Source organism: Streptomyces sp. JLBT605 (assembly GCF_058215555.1).
The window spans coordinates 799,006-815,004 of the sequence record NZ_CM177087.1; the positions used below are offsets into that span (position 1 = coordinate 799,006).

Consider the following 15,999-nt stretch of genomic DNA (forward strand, 5'->3'; position numbering starts at 1 on the left):
TACCGGCGCGGATGAGATCGTTTACCCGATGACATCATCGGCAAACAGGGGGTCTCATGGGTTTCGCCCGTCTACGGCGAGCCACAACGGCGCTGGTCGCCATCACCGCCACCGGGCTGCTGGTCGGCGGGACACCAGCCGCCTTCGCCGGCCCGCCACCCAGCCGGCCGCAGCCGCCCCTGGGATCGGCCCAGCGGCCGGCCGGACCGCTGACCTCGGCCGGCACCACCGGCTCGAAGACCGGGCGGACGCAGACCTGGACCAGCGAGGCCGCGGCGGAGTACTGGACCGCCGAGCGCATGGCCGCGGCGACGCCGGAAGGACCCAAGGGAGCGGTCCCGGCGCCCGGGAAGGCGACCCCGGCGCCGGAGGGCGGTGGCAGCCCGCGGACGGCGGCCGGGAAGACCGGGAAGTGGTTCGACGGTGTTCCGGCGGTGGGGGTCCTGTTCACCAAGGGCTCGGACGCGAAACTGCACTACTGCACGGCCAGCGTCGTCACCAGCCCCGGGCGCAATGTCATCCTCACCGCCGCGCACTGCACCTTCGGGCGGAACGCGATGTTCATCCCGCAATACCAGAAGGGCGTGCAGCCGGAGCGGCAGCCCTTCGGTGTTTTCGCGGTGCAGAAGTGGTTCCGTGACGCGCGTTATGTGAGGAACACCAAGGGCCCATACTCCGATCTGGATTTCGCCTTCGGCAGGGTCTCGCCGAACGCCAAGCGGAAGAACGTGCAGGACGCGACCGGAGCCGCCTACACGCCGGGGCGGATCAACGGCAATTACCGCAACACCGTCACCGTCATCGGATACCCCCATCAACGACACGTGGGTGCCAACAAGCCCGCGATCAGGTGCGATGACGTGAAGACCACCCGCCTGACCGGTTACCAGCAGATGCGGATGGAATGCGCCCGCTTCTACGGCGGCACCTCGGGCAGCCCCTGGGTGAAGAAGGGAACCAACACGGTCATCGGCAACCTCGGCGGATGGAACGGCGGCGGCCCGGAGAACAACAGCGACCGCATCTCGTTCAGCACGACCTTCGGCGACCGGGCCTTCGAACTCTACGAAGAAGCGAAGCGGAGCCACTGATCCAGGGAGCACAAAGCACCCCGCACGCCGCACGCCGCTCCACCGCCTGGGCTCGTGAGCGGGAGCCCTGTCGGTGCGCCGGCGCCCGCGCGAAGTGGCCCATGAACACAGCGTCTTATTGTCCTGTCGAGCCAAGCCACTGGCTGTGTAGCGTCGAGCCATGTCCCCCCTGCTGCCGCCGGCCGGCCCTCCACGCACGCTCGCGCTCGCCCAGTTGAGCAATTCCGTGGGTGACGGCGCGTACTACGTCACCTCGGCCCTCTACTTCGCTCACGTCGTCGGTCTCGCACCCGCCAGGATCGGCCTCGGTCTCACCGTGGCCTGGGCGGTCGGCTCGGTCGCCGGGGTACCGCTCGGCCGCGTCGCGGACCGGCGCGGCCCACGCGGCACGGCGGTGCTGCTCGCCCTCGCGACCAGCGCCGCCGTCGCGTCCTTCCTGGTCGTACGGGACTTCCTGCCGTTCCTCGCGGCCGCCTGCGTCTACGCCACCGCCCAGTCGGGCCTCGCTGCCGCCCGGCAGGCGCTGCTCGCGGGCCTGGTGTCCGCGGCAGAGCGCACCCGTACGCTCGCCCATCTGCAGTCGACGCTCAACGGCGGCCTCGCGGTGGGGGCCGCGCTCGGCGGGCTCGCACTGTCCGCGGGGACCAGGCCGGCCTATCTCGCGGTCTTCGCGATGGACGCGCTGACCTTTCTGTGCTGCGCGTTCCTGCTCTCGCGGCTGCCGGCCGTCCCGCCCGCTCCCCTGGTCCGGGGCGCGAAGCTCGAGGTCCTGCGGGACCGGCCGTACGCCGTCGTGACGCTCCTCAACACGGTGCTGCTGCTGCGGATGCCGCTGCTCAGCCTGGGCCTGCCGCTGTGGATCACCGAGCGCACCGACGCCCCCGAGTGGCTGGTCTCCGCGCTCTTCATCCTCAACACCGGTGGGGTGATGCTCTTCCAGGTCCGTGCCGCCCGCTCCGTCACCGGACTGCCCACGGCGGCCCGCGCCATCCGCCGATCCGGCACACTCGCGCTCCTGACCTGCGGGGTCTTCGCGCTCTCGGCCGTACGTTCGCCCTGGCTCGCGGTCACCGCCCTGGTCGGCGGCTCGGTGCTGCTGGTCGCCGCCGAGATACTCCAGTCGGCCGGTTCCTGGCAGATCGGTTTCGATCTGGCGCCGGCCGGGCGCATCGGTGAGTACCAGGGCTTCTTCGGCACCGGCACCACGATCGCCCGCACCCTCGGGCCGCTGCTGCTCACCGGGCTGCTCATGGGGCTGGGCGCGGCGGGCTGGCTGCTGCTCGGCGGGCTGCTCCTGGCGGCGTCGTACGCGGTGGGGCCGGTGGCGCGGTGGGCGGCGGGGACCCGCGGCGAGCAGGCCCTCGCACCCGCGACCACTCAGGTCGCCTAAACGAGCTCGGTGTTGTCCAGGACTCGGCGCAGGACGTTCCAGGAGAGGTCGGAGTAGGTCTCGAAGTAGTCCTCCTTCTTCGTGAGTTCGTGGATGTACTTGAACCTGTCGCGCGAAGGGGTGCCGTCGTCGGCGAGGGCGGTCTCCCACTCGTTGAGGTAGACGTGGAAGCTCGCGGCGAACTCACCGGTGTCACTCATGAAGGTGGGGCCTGTTCGGCCGTCCCCGCCGTCCATGGGGCAGTACACCTTGTGGACCGCGTAGGTGTCGCCGTCCAGCCAGGCGCACTGGCCGGGGGTGAGGGTGACCAGGCCGCGCCGGGGGGCACTCCACGCCAGGTCCTCGTAGGACATGACCTCCAGCTGTCCGGCGAGGCAGTAGATGATGCCCGTGGTGTTGCCGTGGGAGTGGATCGGCGAGTAGTGCTGGGCGGGCCAGATCTCCAGGACCACGGGAGAGCCGATGTCGCCCTCGATCTCGTCGTCCGCGTCCAGGTAGCCGTACTTGGTGGCCCAGTGGTCGAAGGTGCCCCGGCCGGTGCACGCCACCCGGATGTACGGCGGATGGGACTGGTCCTTCTCGGCCTTCCGCTCCATGATCCGGCGCAGCAGACCCGGCCCCTGGGCGTCGTCGGTGAGCCGCGGGGCGATGTGCCGGCGCAGCGCCTCGACCTCCCAGGCGGAGAGGCGGATATCGGCCGCCTTCCGGAACAGCTCCATGACCTGGGGCGGCACCATGAGCTGGCGCACGTACTCGTCGAACGAGGCCGGCTGCGAGATCAGCAGCGAGGGGGCGATGGTCGCCGCGGCCAGGCGCAGCCGGCGCTCCTCGTCCTTGTCGATATGGAAGGGGTGGTTCCCGTCGCCGGAGGCGGCAGTGGTGCGTGAGAGGACCTCGGTGGTGCTCATGGCGTGTCCGATCCGGGTGCTGGTGGCGAGCGGTGGCCAGTAGAACACCGGGTCCGCGCGGTTGCCGTGCAGACACTCCGACCTCGGACGGCCCGTGCACGATCAGCCCAGGAAGCTCAGCCGCACCTGGCGGCGCGGGTTGTCCTTGTTGGTCTCCGCCAATCCCCGCTAAGGCAACCCACACGATAGCCAACGCTCCGGCCGGATCGGCTCCGGCCAAGCGTCATGCCACCAGAGCGGAGCGGCCCGCTCGCGGGGAGGAGCACCGGCGCCCCATGTAGGTAGGTCAAGTGCCCTTCTTCAGGAAGCCTGTCTCGTCGACGATCAGCAGCCGGATCGCTGACATGCGCACCTCTCTCTCCACCAGTGGGCACTATACAAGTTTGACTAGCCAGCGCGAGGTGTCGTACCTTGCAAATCTCTAGTCAAGTTTGACCACCGCCTGAAGGAGTGTGTTTTGCCTGACTACGACCTGGCGATCGTCGTCGAAGGCCTGCGGAAGAGGTACGGGGACAAGCAGGCCCTCGACGGCCTCGATCTCACGGTCCGAGCCGGGACCGTCCAGGGGATTCTCGGCCCGAACGGCGCCGGCAAGACCACGGCCGTACGCATCATGTCCACGCTGCTGCGCCCCGAGGAGGGACGTGTCGAGGTGGCGGGAGTCGACGTGAGGACCCGGGCCGACGAGGTGCGCTCACGGATCGGGCTGCTCGGCCAGAACGCCGCCGTCGACGAAGAGCTCAGTGGCCGTCAGAATCTGGAGATGTTCGGCCGCCTCTACCATCTCGGCGCACGCCGCGCCGGCACGCGGGCCGATGAGCTCCTGGCCCGGTTCGGGCTCGCGGACACCGGCAACAAGGCCATCAAGCAGTACAGCGGCGGTATGCGGCGGCGGCTCGACCTGGCGGCATCTCTCATTTCGCGGCCGCAGGTGCTCTTCCTGGACGAGCCCACGACCGGGCTCGACCCCCGCGGCCGCACGGAGGTGTGGAACGCGGTGCGCTCACTGGTGGGCGGCGGCACGACCGTCCTGCTGACCACGCAGTATCTGGAGGAGGCCGACCAGTTGGCCGACCAGATCGCGGTGATCAACCACGGAAAGGTCATCGCCGAGGGCACGGCGGACGAGCTGAAGTCCAAGACCGGCGGTGACCGCATCGACGTGGTCCTGCACGACACGGCCCAGCTGGCCCGCGCGGCCTCTCTCCTCCCCGGTGACGTGGTGGTGGACGAGGACCGGCGGATGGTCAGTGCCTCGGTCACCGACCGGATGGCCGCGCTGACCGAGACCGTGCGGGCGCTGGAGGCGGCCGGCATCGAGGCGGAGGACATCGTGGTACGTCGGCCGACGCTCGACGAAGTCTTCATGCACCTGACGAAGGAGGACGCCGCATGAGCGCGACCCACGGTGTGAGCACGGCGCACGGCACGGGTTCGAAGCTGAGTTGGGCGGCCGCCGACTCCTGGACGATGACCAGGCGCGAGCTGGCCCACTGGGCGCGCCAACCCGTACAGGTGGTCGTCGGCCTGGTCTTCCCGGTGATGATGCTGCTGATGTTCAGCTACCTGATCGGCGGCGGACAGGGCATCGCCGGGGACTTCAAGGCATACCTGGTGCCCGGCATGCTCACCATGACCATGGCCTTCGGCCTTGAGGCGACGATGCTCTCGGTCACCCAGGACCTCGGCAAGGGCGTCATCGACCGGTTCCGCTCGATGCCCATGAACTCCGGCGCGGTCCTGGTCGGACGGAGCGTCGCCGACATGCTGCAGTCGACGGTCGGCCTGACCGTGATGATCGCGGTCGGATACGCGATCGGCTGGCGCTGGCACGAGGGATTCGCCTCCTTCCTGGGTGCGGTGGGACTGCTGTTGCTCCTGCGGTTCGCGATGCTGTGGATCGGTATCCACCTGGCGATGGTCGCGGGCAAGCCGGAACTGGTGCAGGCGGTGCAGATCCTGGTCTGGCCGGTCAGCTTCCTCTCCAACGCCATCGCGTCGCCCGAATCGATGCCGTCCTGGCTGGGCGCGATCGTGGAGTGGAACCCGATGTCGGCGACGGCCACCGCGGTACGCGGCCTGTTCGGCAACCCGGGAGCGGGTGGCGACTCCTGGGCCGCGACCCACGCGGAACTCCTCGCGGTGGCCTGGCCGGTGGCCCTGATCGCGGTGTTCTTCCCGCTGGCAGTGAAGCGGTTCCGGGACCTGAGCCGCTGACGAATCCCGCCCCCGGCCCCCGGTCGGGTTCGCCGGGTCGGAGGCCGGGGCCCTGGCGCGGTCCGCGGTGCAACCGAGGTGTCGGCTGCACCGCGGACCGCAATCGAGGCGGACGACGCCGACCGACCACGCGACAGCGGTTCCGCGAAACCAGTGACGGCCACGGATCCGCACAGCCGCTTCGGCGCCACCGACGCCCCGGCCGAACCCCTCACCGCCATCACCCGCCGCCAGCACGAGCACCGCGAACGCACCGCCCAGCGCCTCAACGGCCTTGGCGGGATCACCGCCAGGTGGTCAACGGGGTGTTGTGGCGGTTGCGGACCGGTGCACCGTGGCGGGACCTGCCCGAGCGCTATGGCCCCTGACAGACGGTCCATGAGCGCTTCGCCCGCTGGGAGGCGGACGGGACCTGGGCGAGGCTGTGGAGCCGTCCAGGTGGTGACGACTCGATCGGCGCGGTGGAGTGGACGGTGCCGCCTGCCGGCCCAGCCGATGATGTGTCCGCCGACGGGCAGCGACGGCCGACAGCATGTCCGGCTGGCCGCTCCGGGGATACGATCTTGCTCAGCCCAGGAAGCTCAGCCGCACCTGGCGATGGGGATTATCGACGTTCGTGTCGACCAGACACACCGACTGCCAGGTGCCGAGCGCGAGGCGGCCGGCGATCACCGGGAGCGTGGCGTGCGGCGGGACGAAGGCGGGCAGGACGTGGTCGCGGCCGTGGCCGGGGCTGCCGTGCCGGTGCCGCCAGCGGTCGTCGGCGGGGAGCAGGTCGCGGAGGGCGGCGAGCAGGTCGGTGTCGCTGCCGGAGCCGGTCTCGATGACGGCCAGGCCGGCGGTGGCGTGCGGGACGAAGAGGTTGAGGAGCCCGTCGCGGCCGCCAGCCGCTTCGCGCAGAAACGCCTCGCACTCGGCGGTGAGGTCGGTGACGGTCTCGGTGGAGCCGGTGGTGATCTCCAGAACATGGGTGCGGAAGGTGTCGCTCATGGCCCCCATCCTCGTACAGGTGGGTGAGGGCAGGGGGGCGAGCGCGGCGGGAAGAACCGCGCATCCCTCCGGGTTAGTAGAAACATGAACTACGACGGGGTGCGTGAGGTCGAGGTCGCGGTGGTCGGCGCGGGGCAGGGCGGGCTCTCCGCCGCCTTCCACCTGCGGCGGGTGGGCTACGAACCGGACCGCGACTTCGTCGTGCTGGACCACTCCCCGCGCCCCGGCGGCGCCTGGCAGTTCCGCTGGCCCACCCTCACCTACGGCAAGGTGCACGGCATGCACGCCCTGCCGGGTATGGAGCTCGGCGGCGCGGATCCCGACCGCCCCTCCGCCGAGGTGATCGGCGCGTACTTCGACGCGTACGAGCGCACCTTCGACCTGCGAGTGCACCGGCCGGTGGACGTGGCGGCGGTACGGGAGGGCCACGACCGCCGGCTGCTGGTGGAGACCTCGGAGGGGACGTACGCCGTCCGGGCGCTGATCAACGCCACCGGCACCTGGGACCGGCCGTTCTGGCCGCGCTTCCCCGGTCAGGAGACCTTCCGCGGCCGCCTGCTGCACACCGCGGACTACCCGGGCCCGGACGCCTTCGCCGGGGTGGGGACCGCCCCGGCCGGAGGCTGGGGGAGGGTGGTGGTGGTCGGCGGGGGCACCTCTGCCGTGCAGCACCTGATGGAGCTCTCGAAGGTCGCCGCGTCGACGACCTGGGTGACCCGGCGCCCGCCGGTGTTCCGGGACGGCTCCTTCGGCGAGGCGGAGGGCCGGGCCGCCGTGGCGCTGGTCGAGGCGCGGGTGCGCCAGGGCCTGCCCCCGCAGAGCGTGGTGTCGGTGACCGGTCTGCCGTGGACCGAGGAGATCCGGCGGGCCCGGGAGCGGGGCGTCCTGGACCGGCTCCCGCTCTTCGACCGGATCACCCCCGACGGCGTGGCGTGGGCGGACGGAGAAGGGGGGTGGCGAGAGGCGCCGGCCGACACGATCCTTTACGCGACCGGCTTCCGGGCCGCCATCGACCATCTGGCGCCGCTGCGGCTGCGCGAACCGGGCGGCGGCATCCGGCTGGAGGGCACCCGCACGCTGCGCGATCCCCGGGTGCACCTCATCGGGTACGGGCCGTCCGCGAGCACCATCGGCGCCAACCGGGCAGGGCGTGCCGCGGTGCGCGAGGTCCGCCGGCTCCTGAGCACCCCGGTGGCCGTGACCGCCTGAGCCCCTGCCGGGCGAGAGGAGGCTACGGCTGCTTCACAGCGATCTTCGCCTGCGGCAGGATGGCGACGGATGATCAGGCCGCGCCGGATGCTCGGGCCGTCGGGCCGCCGGATGCTCGGGCCGCCGGTCGCCCGGACCGCCGGTCGCGGGCGTTCCGGGGTCCGCGGGGGCGGCCGGAGCACGGTGCCGCCGGCAGGAGGAGGACTTGTGCGTGCAGCGCTCTTCGTCACCTGTGTCAACGACACCCTCTATCCCCGCACCGGGCAGGCAGTGGTGACCCTGCTGGAGCGGCTCGGGGTCGAGGTGGGGTTTCCGCAGGCGCAGAGCTGCTGCGGCCAGCCGCAGTTCAACACCGGCTACCGCCATGAGACCGAGCCGCTGGCCCGCCGGTACGCGGCCGCCTTCCGCGACTACGACTACGTGGTCACCCCGTCCGGTTCGTGTGCCGCCATGGTGCGCGACAACTATCCGCGGCTCGCGGCCCGGGCGGCCGCCGAGGGGCGGGGTCGCGCCGCCCGGGAGCTGGCCGAGGCCGCGGAGGTCGCCGTTCCGCGGACGTACGAGCTGACCGAGTTCCTCGTCGACGTGCTGCGGGTCACCGACGTGGGTGCGTACTTCCCGCACACCGTCACCTACCACCCCACCTGCCACGGACTGCGCATGCTGGGGCTGGGTGACCGGCCGCGCCGGCTGCTGGCCGCGGTCAGGGGGCTCGATCTGCGGGAGCTACCGGGGGCGGAGGAGTGCTGCGGTTTCGGCGGCACCTTCGCGGTGAAGAACGCGGCGGTGTCCGCGGCGATGGGCGCGGACAAGGTGCGCGGCATCACCGCGACCGGCGCGGAGACGGTCTGCACCGTCGACAACTCCTGCCTGCTGCACATCGGCGGCATGCTGACCCGGCAGGGCTCCGCCGTCCGGCCGGTCCACCTCGCCGAGATCCTGGCGAGCACGGAAGGAGACGTGTGGTGAGCGGCAGCAGGGAGAGGAGTGACGCCGGCGGCACCGGCAGCAGCACCGGAGGCATCGGCGGCACCGGCGGCACGCACGGCACCTACCTCGGCATGCCCGCCTTCCCGGACGCCGCCGCGGCGGCCGTCCAGGACACCCGGCTGCGCGCCAACCTCCGGCACGCCACCCACACCATCCGGGCCAAGCGCGCGGCGGCCGTCGCGGAGCTGGCCGACTGGGCCGAGCTGCGCTCCGCGGGCGCCGCCATCAAGGACCGGACGCTCCGTCACCTCGATCGCCATCTGGAGCGGTTGGAGGAGGCGGTGACCGCCGCGGGCGGCCGGGTGCACTGGGCAGCGGACGCGGCCGAGGCCAACCGCATCGTCACCGAACTGGTCCGGGCGACCGGCGAGCGGGAGGTGGTCAAGGTCAAGTCGATGGCCACCCAGGAGATCGGGCTCAACGCGGCGCTGGCCGAGGCCGGGATCACCGCGTACGAGACGGACCTCGCCGAGCTGATCGTCCAGCTCGGCGACGACCTGCCGTCCCACATCCTGGTCCCGGCGATCCACCGCAACCGGGGCGAGATCCGCGACATCTTCCGGCGGCGGATGGCCGACTGGGGACTCGCGGCACCCGACGGGCTCACCGACTCCCCCGCCCAGCTCGCCGAGGCCGCCCGGCTCCATCTGCGGGAGAAGTTCCTGCGGGCCAGGGTCGGCATCTCGGGGGCGAACTTCATGGTCGCCGAGACCGGCACCCTGGTGGTCGTCGAGTCCGAGGGCAACGGCCGGATGTGCCTGACGCTGCCGCAGACCCTGATCTCGGTCGTCGGCATCGAGAAGACCGTGCCCACCTGGCGCGACCTGGAGGTCTTCCTCCAGTTGCTGCCGCGCTCCTCGACCGCCGAGCGGATGAACCCGTACACCTCGATGTGGACCGGCACCACCGAGGAGGACGGGCCCCGGGAGTTCCACCTGGTGCTGCTGGACAACGGACGCACCGACATCCTGGCGGACACCGTCGGCCGGCAGGCGCTGCGCTGCATCCGCTGCTCGGCCTGTCTGAACGTCTGCCCGGTGTACGAGCGGGCCGGCGGGCACGCCTACGGCTCGGCCTATCCCGGGCCCATCGGCGCCATCCTCACCCCCCAGCTGCGGGGCACCGGCAGCGCCCTGGACGCCTCGCTGCCGTACGCGTCCTCGCTCTGCGGCGCCTGTTACGAGGTGTGCCCGGTCGCCATCGACATCCCGGAGGTCCTGGTGCACCTGCGGGAGCGCGTGGTGCAGGGCGGGCCGGCTTCGGTCCGTGGCACCCGAGCGGTCGTCAGGCCGGCCCGGGGGCACGCCGCCGAGCGGGCCGCGATGCGCGCCGCGCGCTGGGCCTTCGACCATCCGGGGGTACTCCGGGCCGGGCAGCGGCTCGCCTCCCGGACTGTTCGCTTCCACCCGCGCCGGCTGCCCGGTCCCGGCCGGGCCTGGACCGACACCCGTGCGTTGCCGACCGTGCCGGCCGAGTCATTCCGGGACTGGTGGGCACGGACCCGCGGCGGATCGGGAAGCACCGGCGGGAGCGGCGACACGGGCAGTCCCGGAGGCACCGGCGGCCCCAGAGGCACGGGCGGGGCCGGCGGCACAGCCCGCCCCGGAGGCACAGGCGCGGGCGGCGACGACACCGGCCGGCAGGCAGGCGGGGGCGGGACCGGCCAGGGTCGCGGCGCCGGCGGATCGAGTGGCAAGGAGCCGGCATGACCTCCCGCACGCTCATCCTGGCGCGGATCCGGCGCGCGCTCGCCGATGTGCCGCGTTCCGAGGACCCGGCCTCGCCCCCGGTGGACCGCGGCTATCTGCGCGTGCACGGCGATCGCACCGCGGACGCGACGGTGGACCTGCTGGCCCGGAACCTCGCCGACTACCGGGCCCTGGTGCACCGCTGCGACGCGGCGGGGCTGCCCGGGCTGATCGGCCGGCTGCTCGCCGAGCGCGGCGCGCGGACCGTACTCGTCCCGGCCGGTCTGCCCGCGCGGTGGCTGTCCGATCCCGCGGCGGCGCGGGTCACCCAGGTCGCGGACCGGGCCGGGCACACCGCTCGCGAACTGGACGCCTTCGACAGTGTGGTCACCGGCTGCGCGCTGGCCATCGCCGAGACCGGCACCCTGGTCCTGGACGCGGGGCCCGGCCAGGGGCGCCGCCGGATCACCCTCGTGCCCGACCACCACATCTGCGTGGTCCGGGTGCCGGACCAGGTCGTCGACTCGGTGCCGCAGGCGCTGGAACGGCTCGACCCGGCCCGCCCGCTGACCTGGATCTCCGGGCCCTCGGCGACCAGCGACATCGAACTCGACCGGGTCGAGGGGGTGCACGGTCCACGCCGGCTCGAGGTGGTCCTCGTGACGGGGGAACCGGCGGCGGACGGACCAGCCACGGGCTGACCGGCAGCGGACGGACCAGCTACGGGCGAACAGGCAGCCGGTCAACCGGCGACGGCGAACAGGCAGCGGGTCAACCGGCCGCACCGCGCTGTTGACGTCCGGCCCGGCGGGGAACGCTCGTCTCGGCGGCTCACGAGCGGCGCCGCGCCGCCGCACCGCCGGATGGATCCCTGGCTGATTCGAGGAGACCGATGACCAGCAGCTCCCACGACAGTCCGCTCCCCCACGACAAGTACGACGAGTGGCGCGGGCACGGCGAGTCCCACGGGCACGGCGAGTCCCACGAGTACTACGAGGACAGATCGCCCGGCGAGGGGGTGCTGCCGCCGCGTGCCTGGACCCCGGCGTCCGACGCCGCCCGGCTGGACCTGGGCGGACGCTGGGCGTTCCGGTTGTCGCCGACCGCCACCGCCCACGACGCGTCCTTCGCGCGCCCGGACTTCGACGCCTCCGGCTGGGACCTGATCCCGGTCCCCGCGCACTGGGTGCTGCACGGCCACGGCGCGCCCGCGTACACCAACACCGCCTACCCCTTCCCGATCGATCCGCCCCGGGTGCCGGTGGAGAATCCGACCGGCGACCACCGGCGCGTCTTCGACCTGCCCGACGGCTGGCCGCGGCCCGGCGCGGACGCCGGGGAGGCGGTGCTGCGCTTCGAGGGCGTCGAGTCCTGCGCGAGGGTGTGGCTCAACGGGCAGGAGCTGGGAAGCTTCAAGGGCAGCCGGCTGCCGCACGAGTTCGCGGTCGGCCATCTCCTGCGGCCGCGCGGCAACGTGCTGGCGGTCCGCGTCCACCAGTGGTCCTCGGGCAGCTATCTGGAGGACCAGGACCAGTGGTGGCTGCCGGGCATCTTCCGCGAGGTGGCCCTGCTGCACCGTCCGGCCGGCGCGGTGCGGGACGTCTTCGTACACGCCGGTTACGACCACACCGACGGCACCGGCACGCTGCGGGTCGACGCCGACCCCGCCGGCCGGGTCACCGTCCCCGAGCTGGGCCTGGAGCTGGCCACCGGGGAGAGCGCGACCGTTCCGGTGGAGCCGTGGACCGCCGAGACGCCCCGGCTGTACGCGGCCGAGCTGGTGACCGAGGGCGAGCGGGTGCCGCTGAACATCGGATTCCGCACGGTCACGGTGGCGGACGGGGTGCTCAGGGTCAACGGGCGGCGGGTGCTGTTCCGGGGCGTGAACCGCCATGAGTTCCATCCCGAGAGCGGCCGGGCCCTGGACCGGGAGACGATGCGGCGCGATGTGCTGCTGATGAAGCGGCACAACATCAACGCGGTGCGCACCAGCCACTATCCGCCGCACCCGGCTTTCCTGGAGCTCTGCGACGAGCTGGGGCTGTGGGTCATCGACGAATGCGACCTGGAGACCCACGGCTTCCACGCGGTGGGCTGGCGGGGCAATCCGGTGGACGACGAGCGCTGGTTGCCGGCGCTGCTGGACCGGGCCGCCCGGCTGGTCGAGCGGGACAAGAACCACCCTTCGGTCATCATGTGGTCGCTGGGCAACGAGTGCGGCACCGGCCGGGGGCTTGGCGCCATGGCCGACTGGATCCGGGACCGCGATCCCTCCCGCCCGCTGCACTACGAGGGTGACCTGTCGTGCGCCGACACCGATGTGTACTCCCGGATGTACGCGCCGCATGACGAGGTGGACCGGATCGGGCGGCGGGTGGAGGACCCTCCCCCAGCTACCGCTGGGGGTGCCCTCAGGGGCGATCCGGAGCTGGACGCCAGGCGCCGGGCGCTGCCGTTCCTGCTGTGCGAGTACGCGCACGCGATGGGGAACGGGCCGGGCGGACTCAGCGAGTACCAGCGGCTGTTCGAGGCCCACGAGCGCTGTCAGGGCGGCTTCGTCTGGGAGTGGATCGACCACGGCCTGGCCCGCCGGACGGCCGACGGCCGCCGCTTCTTCGCCTACGGCGGGGACTTCGGCGAGGAGCTGCACGACGGCAACTTCGTCTGCGACGGGCTGCTCTTCCCCGACCGTACGCCGTCCCCGGGGCTGGTGGAGTACGCGAAGGTCATCGAGCCGGTGCGGATCGAGGGGGACGGCGGAACGGGCGCGCTGCGCGTGACCAACACCCATGACTTCACCGACCTGTCGCATCTCGCCTTCTCCTGGAGCCATGCCGTCGACGGCACGGTGGTCGGTTCCGGCCCGCTGGCGGTGCCGCCGCTGGGCCCCGGCGAATCCGCCGACCTCAAGCTCCCGGAACCGCCGGGGACGGCATCCGGCGAGGCGCTGTGGACCGTGGAGGCGCGGCTGGCCGCCGACACCGCGTGGGCGGAGGCGGGGCACCGGGTCGCCTGGGCCCAGCTGGTCCACTCCGGTCGGCCCCGTCCGGTGCGTACCGGAGTGCCGGTCTCGCCGCGCCGGGCCGCCACACCGGAGGCGGGGACGGGCACGGTCGTGCTGGGCCCCGGCGTCTTCGACGCCCGCTCGGGCGTGCTGACGTCGCTGGCCGGCATCGCGCTGAGCGGCCCCCGGCTGGACGTCTGGCGGGCGCCGACCGACAACGACAACGGCGCCCCCTGGCAGCCCGACGAACAGTACGGCCTGATCTGGCGGAGCCTGGGGCTGCACCGGATGCGGCACCGCACCGACCGGGTCGCCGTGCAGGGGGAGGCCGTGACGGTGTCCGCCCGGGTCGCGCCGGCCGCCACCGACCTGGCGCTGCTGGTGGAGTACGGCTGGACCGCGGCCGAGGACCGGCTGCGGCTGGATGTCGCGGTCACCCCCGAGGGCGACTGGGGCTGCCCGCTGCCCCGGCTGGGGGTGCGGTTGGGGGTACCGGCCGCGTTCGGCGAAGCCCAGTGGTACGGCGGCGGGCCGGGCGAGGCGTATCCCGACACCCGCGCCGCGGCGCAGGTCGGCCGCTGGACGCTGCCGGTGGACGCGCTGCAGACGCCGTATGTGCGCCCGCAGGAGAACGGCGCGCGGGCGGACGTGCGCTGGGTCCGGCTGACCGCTCCGGACGGCAGCGGGCTGCGGATCGCGGGCAGTCCGCACTTCTGGTTCACCGCCCGCCGCTGGACGACCGAGCAGCTGGACGCGGCCGGGCACACCCACGAACTGGTGCCGTCGGCCGACACCGTCTGGGTCAACCTCGACCATCGCCAGCACGGCATCGGCAGTCAGTCCTGCGGCCCGGGGGTGCTGCCGCCGCACCGCCTGGCGGCCGAGCCCGCCGCCTTCTCCTTCACCTTCTCCGCCATGCGGTGAGCAGATCGGTCGTGGTGGCCGCCTGGGCTCAAGGCTGCCACCACGGCCGGTGGTTCTCGCGGTCAGGCCGACCGGATGGCGCGCAGCGCGGCGAGCGCCTTGTCGGCGTGGACGCTCATCCGGATCTCGCTCTTCACGATCTCCACCACCCGCCGGTCGGTGCCTATGACGAAGGTGACGCGCTTGGTGGGGAGCGCCGCGAGCTGCCGGGCGACGCCGAAGCGCCCGCGTACGGTCCCCTCGGGGTCGGAGAGCAGCGGATAGCCCAAGCCGTGCCGTCCGGCGAACTCCGCCTGCTTGGCCACCGGGTCCCCGCTGATCCCGACCGGCAGCGCGCCCAGCGCGCGGAACTCCCCGGCGATGTCCCGGAAGTGGCATGCCTCCTTGGTACAGCCGGGCGTCATGGCCGCGGGGTAGAAGAAGAGCACCACCGGGCCTTGCTCCAGAAACCCGCTGAGCGTGCGCTGGGTGCCCGTCTCATCCGGCAGGGAGAAGTCGTCGACCAGATCACCGATGTTCATGGCCGCCAACGTACCGGGCGTCAGCGTGGCACGGTCGCCGGGGCGGAGAGGGCGGCGGCGACGCCGGGCGCCAGGCCGGCAGCGCTCGTCGGCGCCAGGCCGGACCACGCACTGCGGGCCCAGCGGCAGCCCGTTCGGCGCCGCCCGGCCGCGGGCGCAGCCGCGCGCGGAATCCCGCGCGCTCGCGCAGGGCCCGCGCGCAGGCGGCGGGGTCGACGGCCTGGCCTTGCCGGATCGCCGTGGCGGTACGGGCCCCGGCTCACTTGCCGGCGAAGAGGTCCAGCAGGTCCTGGCGGCCGAACATGCCTGCCGTCTCGATCGCGGTCGGCGTGCCGGCGCTCGGGTCGGCGCCGTGCTCGACCAGCAGCCGGACCACCTCGTCCTCGGCCTTGAACACCGCGCCGGCGAGCGGCGTCTGGCCCCGGTCGTTGGCCCGGTCGGGATCGGCGCCGCGGTCCAGCAGCGCCGCCACGGTGGCGGCATGCCCGTGGTAGGCGGCGAGCATGATCAGTGAATCGCCCCTGTCGTTGGTGAGGTTCGCCGGCACGCCGGCGTCCACATAGGCGGCCAGGGTGTCGGTGTCGCCATGCCGGGCGAGATCGAAGACCTTCGCGGCCAGCTGGAGCACCTCGGGGTCGTGCGCGGGCTCGGTCTCGGCGTTCGCATCGTTCATGGCCCCACCCTACGTATCCGGGCGGCCGCGGGGAGGCCCTCGACCGCTATGTGACGACCCGGGCTCGGCACCCGGCGGCGCGGAAGCCGAATTCCGAACAAAGCCGACCATTTGCGACTTCGCCCAGATGGATACATGCTGTGATCGTGATACCACTGCTGGTAACTGGCAGCCATCTCGACCAGCCAGGAGAACCGACATGATCCTTTCCATCTCAGGAGTCGTCCTGCTCGGCGTGATCGTCTTCCTCTTCTTCCGCAAGGACGGGCTGAAACCGTCCCACCTGATCGTCTGCGCCCTGTTCGGCTTCTACCTGGCCAACACCGCCATCGCACCGAGCATCAAGGCCGGCGGCGCCAGCCTGGCCACCATGCTGGGCGGGATCAAGATCTGA

14 protein-coding genes and 1 pseudogene are annotated in these 15,999 nt (G+C 72.4%); 11 read left to right on the top strand and 4 right to left on the bottom strand.

Annotation, left to right across the window (positions count from 1 at the left end):
* The first annotated feature begins 56 nt into the window (after nucleotides 1-56).
* A complete protein-coding gene (locus tag AC4BDD_RS03755; protein WP_490689533.1) occupies nucleotides 57-1,091 on the top strand; it encodes a trypsin-like serine peptidase in 1,035 nt (344 codons plus the stop codon).
* A gap of 160 nt (nucleotides 1,092-1,251) precedes the next feature.
* On the top strand, nucleotides 1,252-2,481 hold the full coding sequence (locus AC4BDD_RS03760) for an MFS transporter (protein ID WP_490689534.1): 1,230 nt from the start codon (nucleotides 1,252-1,254) through the stop codon (nucleotides 2,479-2,481).
* On the opposite strand, the gene AC4BDD_RS03765 is transcribed toward AC4BDD_RS03760, so the two are convergent.
* Nucleotides 2,478-3,389 carry a cupin domain-containing protein gene (locus AC4BDD_RS03765; protein ID WP_490689535.1) on the bottom strand — a complete coding sequence of 304 codons (912 nt, stop codon included), beginning with the start codon at nucleotides 3,387-3,389 and terminating at the stop codon, nucleotides 2,478-2,480. The genes AC4BDD_RS03760 and AC4BDD_RS03765 overlap by 4 nt on opposite strands.
* 457 nt (nucleotides 3,390-3,846) lie before the next feature.
* Between AC4BDD_RS03765 and AC4BDD_RS03770 the strand changes: the two genes are divergently transcribed.
* The 3 genes and pseudogenes from AC4BDD_RS03770 to AC4BDD_RS03780 all read left to right on the top strand — a co-directional run.
* Nucleotides 3,847-4,785 (top strand): ATP-binding cassette domain-containing protein, encoded by a 939-nt coding sequence (locus tag AC4BDD_RS03770; RefSeq protein WP_490689536.1) that lies wholly within the window; start codon nucleotides 3,847-3,849, stop codon nucleotides 4,783-4,785.
* Nucleotides 4,782-5,606: an ABC transporter permease gene (locus tag AC4BDD_RS03775; RefSeq protein ID WP_490689537.1), complete on the top strand. Its 825-nt coding sequence runs from the start codon at nucleotides 4,782-4,784 to the stop codon at nucleotides 5,604-5,606. Before AC4BDD_RS03770 ends, AC4BDD_RS03775 begins: the two co-directional genes overlap by 4 nt.
* Nucleotides 5,607-5,875: 269 nt before the next feature.
* Nucleotides 5,876-6,082, top strand: a pseudogene (locus tag AC4BDD_RS03780) (transposase); the annotation flags it as partial.
* Nucleotides 6,083-6,173: 91 nt separating this feature from the next.
* Here the strand turns inward: AC4BDD_RS03780 and AC4BDD_RS03785 are convergent.
* Nucleotides 6,174-6,596, bottom strand: coding sequence for a YjbQ family protein (locus tag AC4BDD_RS03785; protein WP_490689538.1), 423 nt, complete (start codon nucleotides 6,594-6,596; stop codon nucleotides 6,174-6,176).
* Nucleotides 6,597-6,680: 84 nt separating this feature from the next.
* On the opposite strand from AC4BDD_RS03785, the gene AC4BDD_RS03790 reads away from it, so the two are divergent.
* From AC4BDD_RS03790 to AC4BDD_RS03810, 5 genes are all read left to right on the top strand, one after another.
* Nucleotides 6,681-7,805: an NAD(P)-binding domain-containing protein gene (locus tag AC4BDD_RS03790; RefSeq protein WP_490689539.1), complete on the top strand. Its 1,125-nt coding sequence runs from the start codon at nucleotides 6,681-6,683 to the stop codon at nucleotides 7,803-7,805.
* A gap of 207 nt (nucleotides 7,806-8,012) precedes the next feature.
* Nucleotides 8,013-8,774 carry a (Fe-S)-binding protein gene (locus AC4BDD_RS03795; RefSeq protein WP_490689540.1) on the top strand — a complete coding sequence of 254 codons (762 nt, stop codon included), beginning with the start codon at nucleotides 8,013-8,015 and terminating at the stop codon, nucleotides 8,772-8,774.
* 92 nt (nucleotides 8,775-8,866) lie between these two features.
* The gene (locus AC4BDD_RS03800; protein ID WP_490691643.1) at nucleotides 8,867-10,504 is read left to right on the top strand and encodes a lactate utilization protein B; all 1,638 of its coding nucleotides are present in this window, start codon (nucleotides 8,867-8,869) and stop codon (nucleotides 10,502-10,504) included.
* The gene (locus tag AC4BDD_RS03805; protein WP_490689541.1) at nucleotides 10,501-11,184 is read left to right on the top strand and encodes a LutC/YkgG family protein; all 684 of its coding nucleotides are present in this window, start codon (nucleotides 10,501-10,503) and stop codon (nucleotides 11,182-11,184) included. Before AC4BDD_RS03800 ends, AC4BDD_RS03805 begins: the two co-directional genes overlap by 4 nt.
* A 191-nt stretch (nucleotides 11,185-11,375) precedes the next feature.
* The gene (locus tag AC4BDD_RS03810) at nucleotides 11,376-14,411 is read left to right on the top strand and encodes a glycoside hydrolase family 2 TIM barrel-domain containing protein (protein WP_490689542.1); all 3,036 of its coding nucleotides are present in this window, start codon (nucleotides 11,376-11,378) and stop codon (nucleotides 14,409-14,411) included.
* Nucleotides 14,412-14,473: 62 nt separating this feature from the next.
* On the opposite strand, the gene AC4BDD_RS03815 is transcribed toward AC4BDD_RS03810, so the two are convergent.
* Nucleotides 14,474-14,932, bottom strand: a complete 459-nt coding sequence (locus AC4BDD_RS03815) for a peroxiredoxin (RefSeq protein ID WP_490689543.1) — start codon at nucleotides 14,930-14,932, stop codon at nucleotides 14,474-14,476.
* A gap of 259 nt (nucleotides 14,933-15,191) precedes the next feature.
* Nucleotides 15,192-15,605 (bottom strand): ankyrin repeat domain-containing protein, encoded by a 414-nt coding sequence (locus AC4BDD_RS03820; RefSeq protein ID WP_490689544.1) that lies wholly within the window; start codon nucleotides 15,603-15,605, stop codon nucleotides 15,192-15,194.
* A 199-nt stretch (nucleotides 15,606-15,804) separates the two neighbouring features.
* On the opposite strand from AC4BDD_RS03820, the gene AC4BDD_RS03825 reads away from it, so the two are divergent.
* Entirely contained in the window at nucleotides 15,805-15,999 is a 195-nt protein-coding gene (locus tag AC4BDD_RS03825) for a hypothetical protein (RefSeq protein ID WP_490689545.1), read from the top strand.

Coding starts and splice junctions, on each gene's coding strand:
- AC4BDD_RS03760 (WP_490689534.1), top strand. CDS start 1,252: ATGTCCCCCCTGCTGCCGCCGGCCGGCCCTCCACGCACGCTCGCGCTC.
- AC4BDD_RS03785 (WP_490689538.1), bottom strand. CDS start 6,596: ATGAGCGACACCTTCCGCACCCATGTTCTGGAGATCACCACCGGCTCC.
- AC4BDD_RS03755 (WP_490689533.1), top strand. CDS start 57: ATGGGTTTCGCCCGTCTACGGCGAGCCACAACGGCGCTGGTCGCCATC.
- AC4BDD_RS03800 (WP_490691643.1), top strand. CDS start 8,867: ATGCCCGCCTTCCCGGACGCCGCCGCGGCGGCCGTCCAGGACACCCGG.
- AC4BDD_RS03810 (WP_490689542.1), top strand. CDS start 11,376: ATGACCAGCAGCTCCCACGACAGTCCGCTCCCCCACGACAAGTACGAC.
- AC4BDD_RS03765 (WP_490689535.1), bottom strand. CDS start 3,389: ATGAGCACCACCGAGGTCCTCTCACGCACCACTGCCGCCTCCGGCGAC.
- AC4BDD_RS03820 (WP_490689544.1), bottom strand. CDS start 15,605: ATGAACGATGCGAACGCCGAGACCGAGCCCGCGCACGACCCCGAGGTG.
- AC4BDD_RS03815 (WP_490689543.1), bottom strand. CDS start 14,932: ATGAACATCGGTGATCTGGTCGACGACTTCTCCCTGCCGGATGAGACG.
- AC4BDD_RS03775 (WP_490689537.1), top strand. CDS start 4,782: ATGAGCGCGACCCACGGTGTGAGCACGGCGCACGGCACGGGTTCGAAG.
- AC4BDD_RS03805 (WP_490689541.1), top strand. CDS start 10,501: ATGACCTCCCGCACGCTCATCCTGGCGCGGATCCGGCGCGCGCTCGCC.
- AC4BDD_RS03790 (WP_490689539.1), top strand. CDS start 6,681: ATGAACTACGACGGGGTGCGTGAGGTCGAGGTCGCGGTGGTCGGCGCG.
- AC4BDD_RS03825 (WP_490689545.1), top strand. CDS start 15,805: ATGATCCTTTCCATCTCAGGAGTCGTCCTGCTCGGCGTGATCGTCTTC.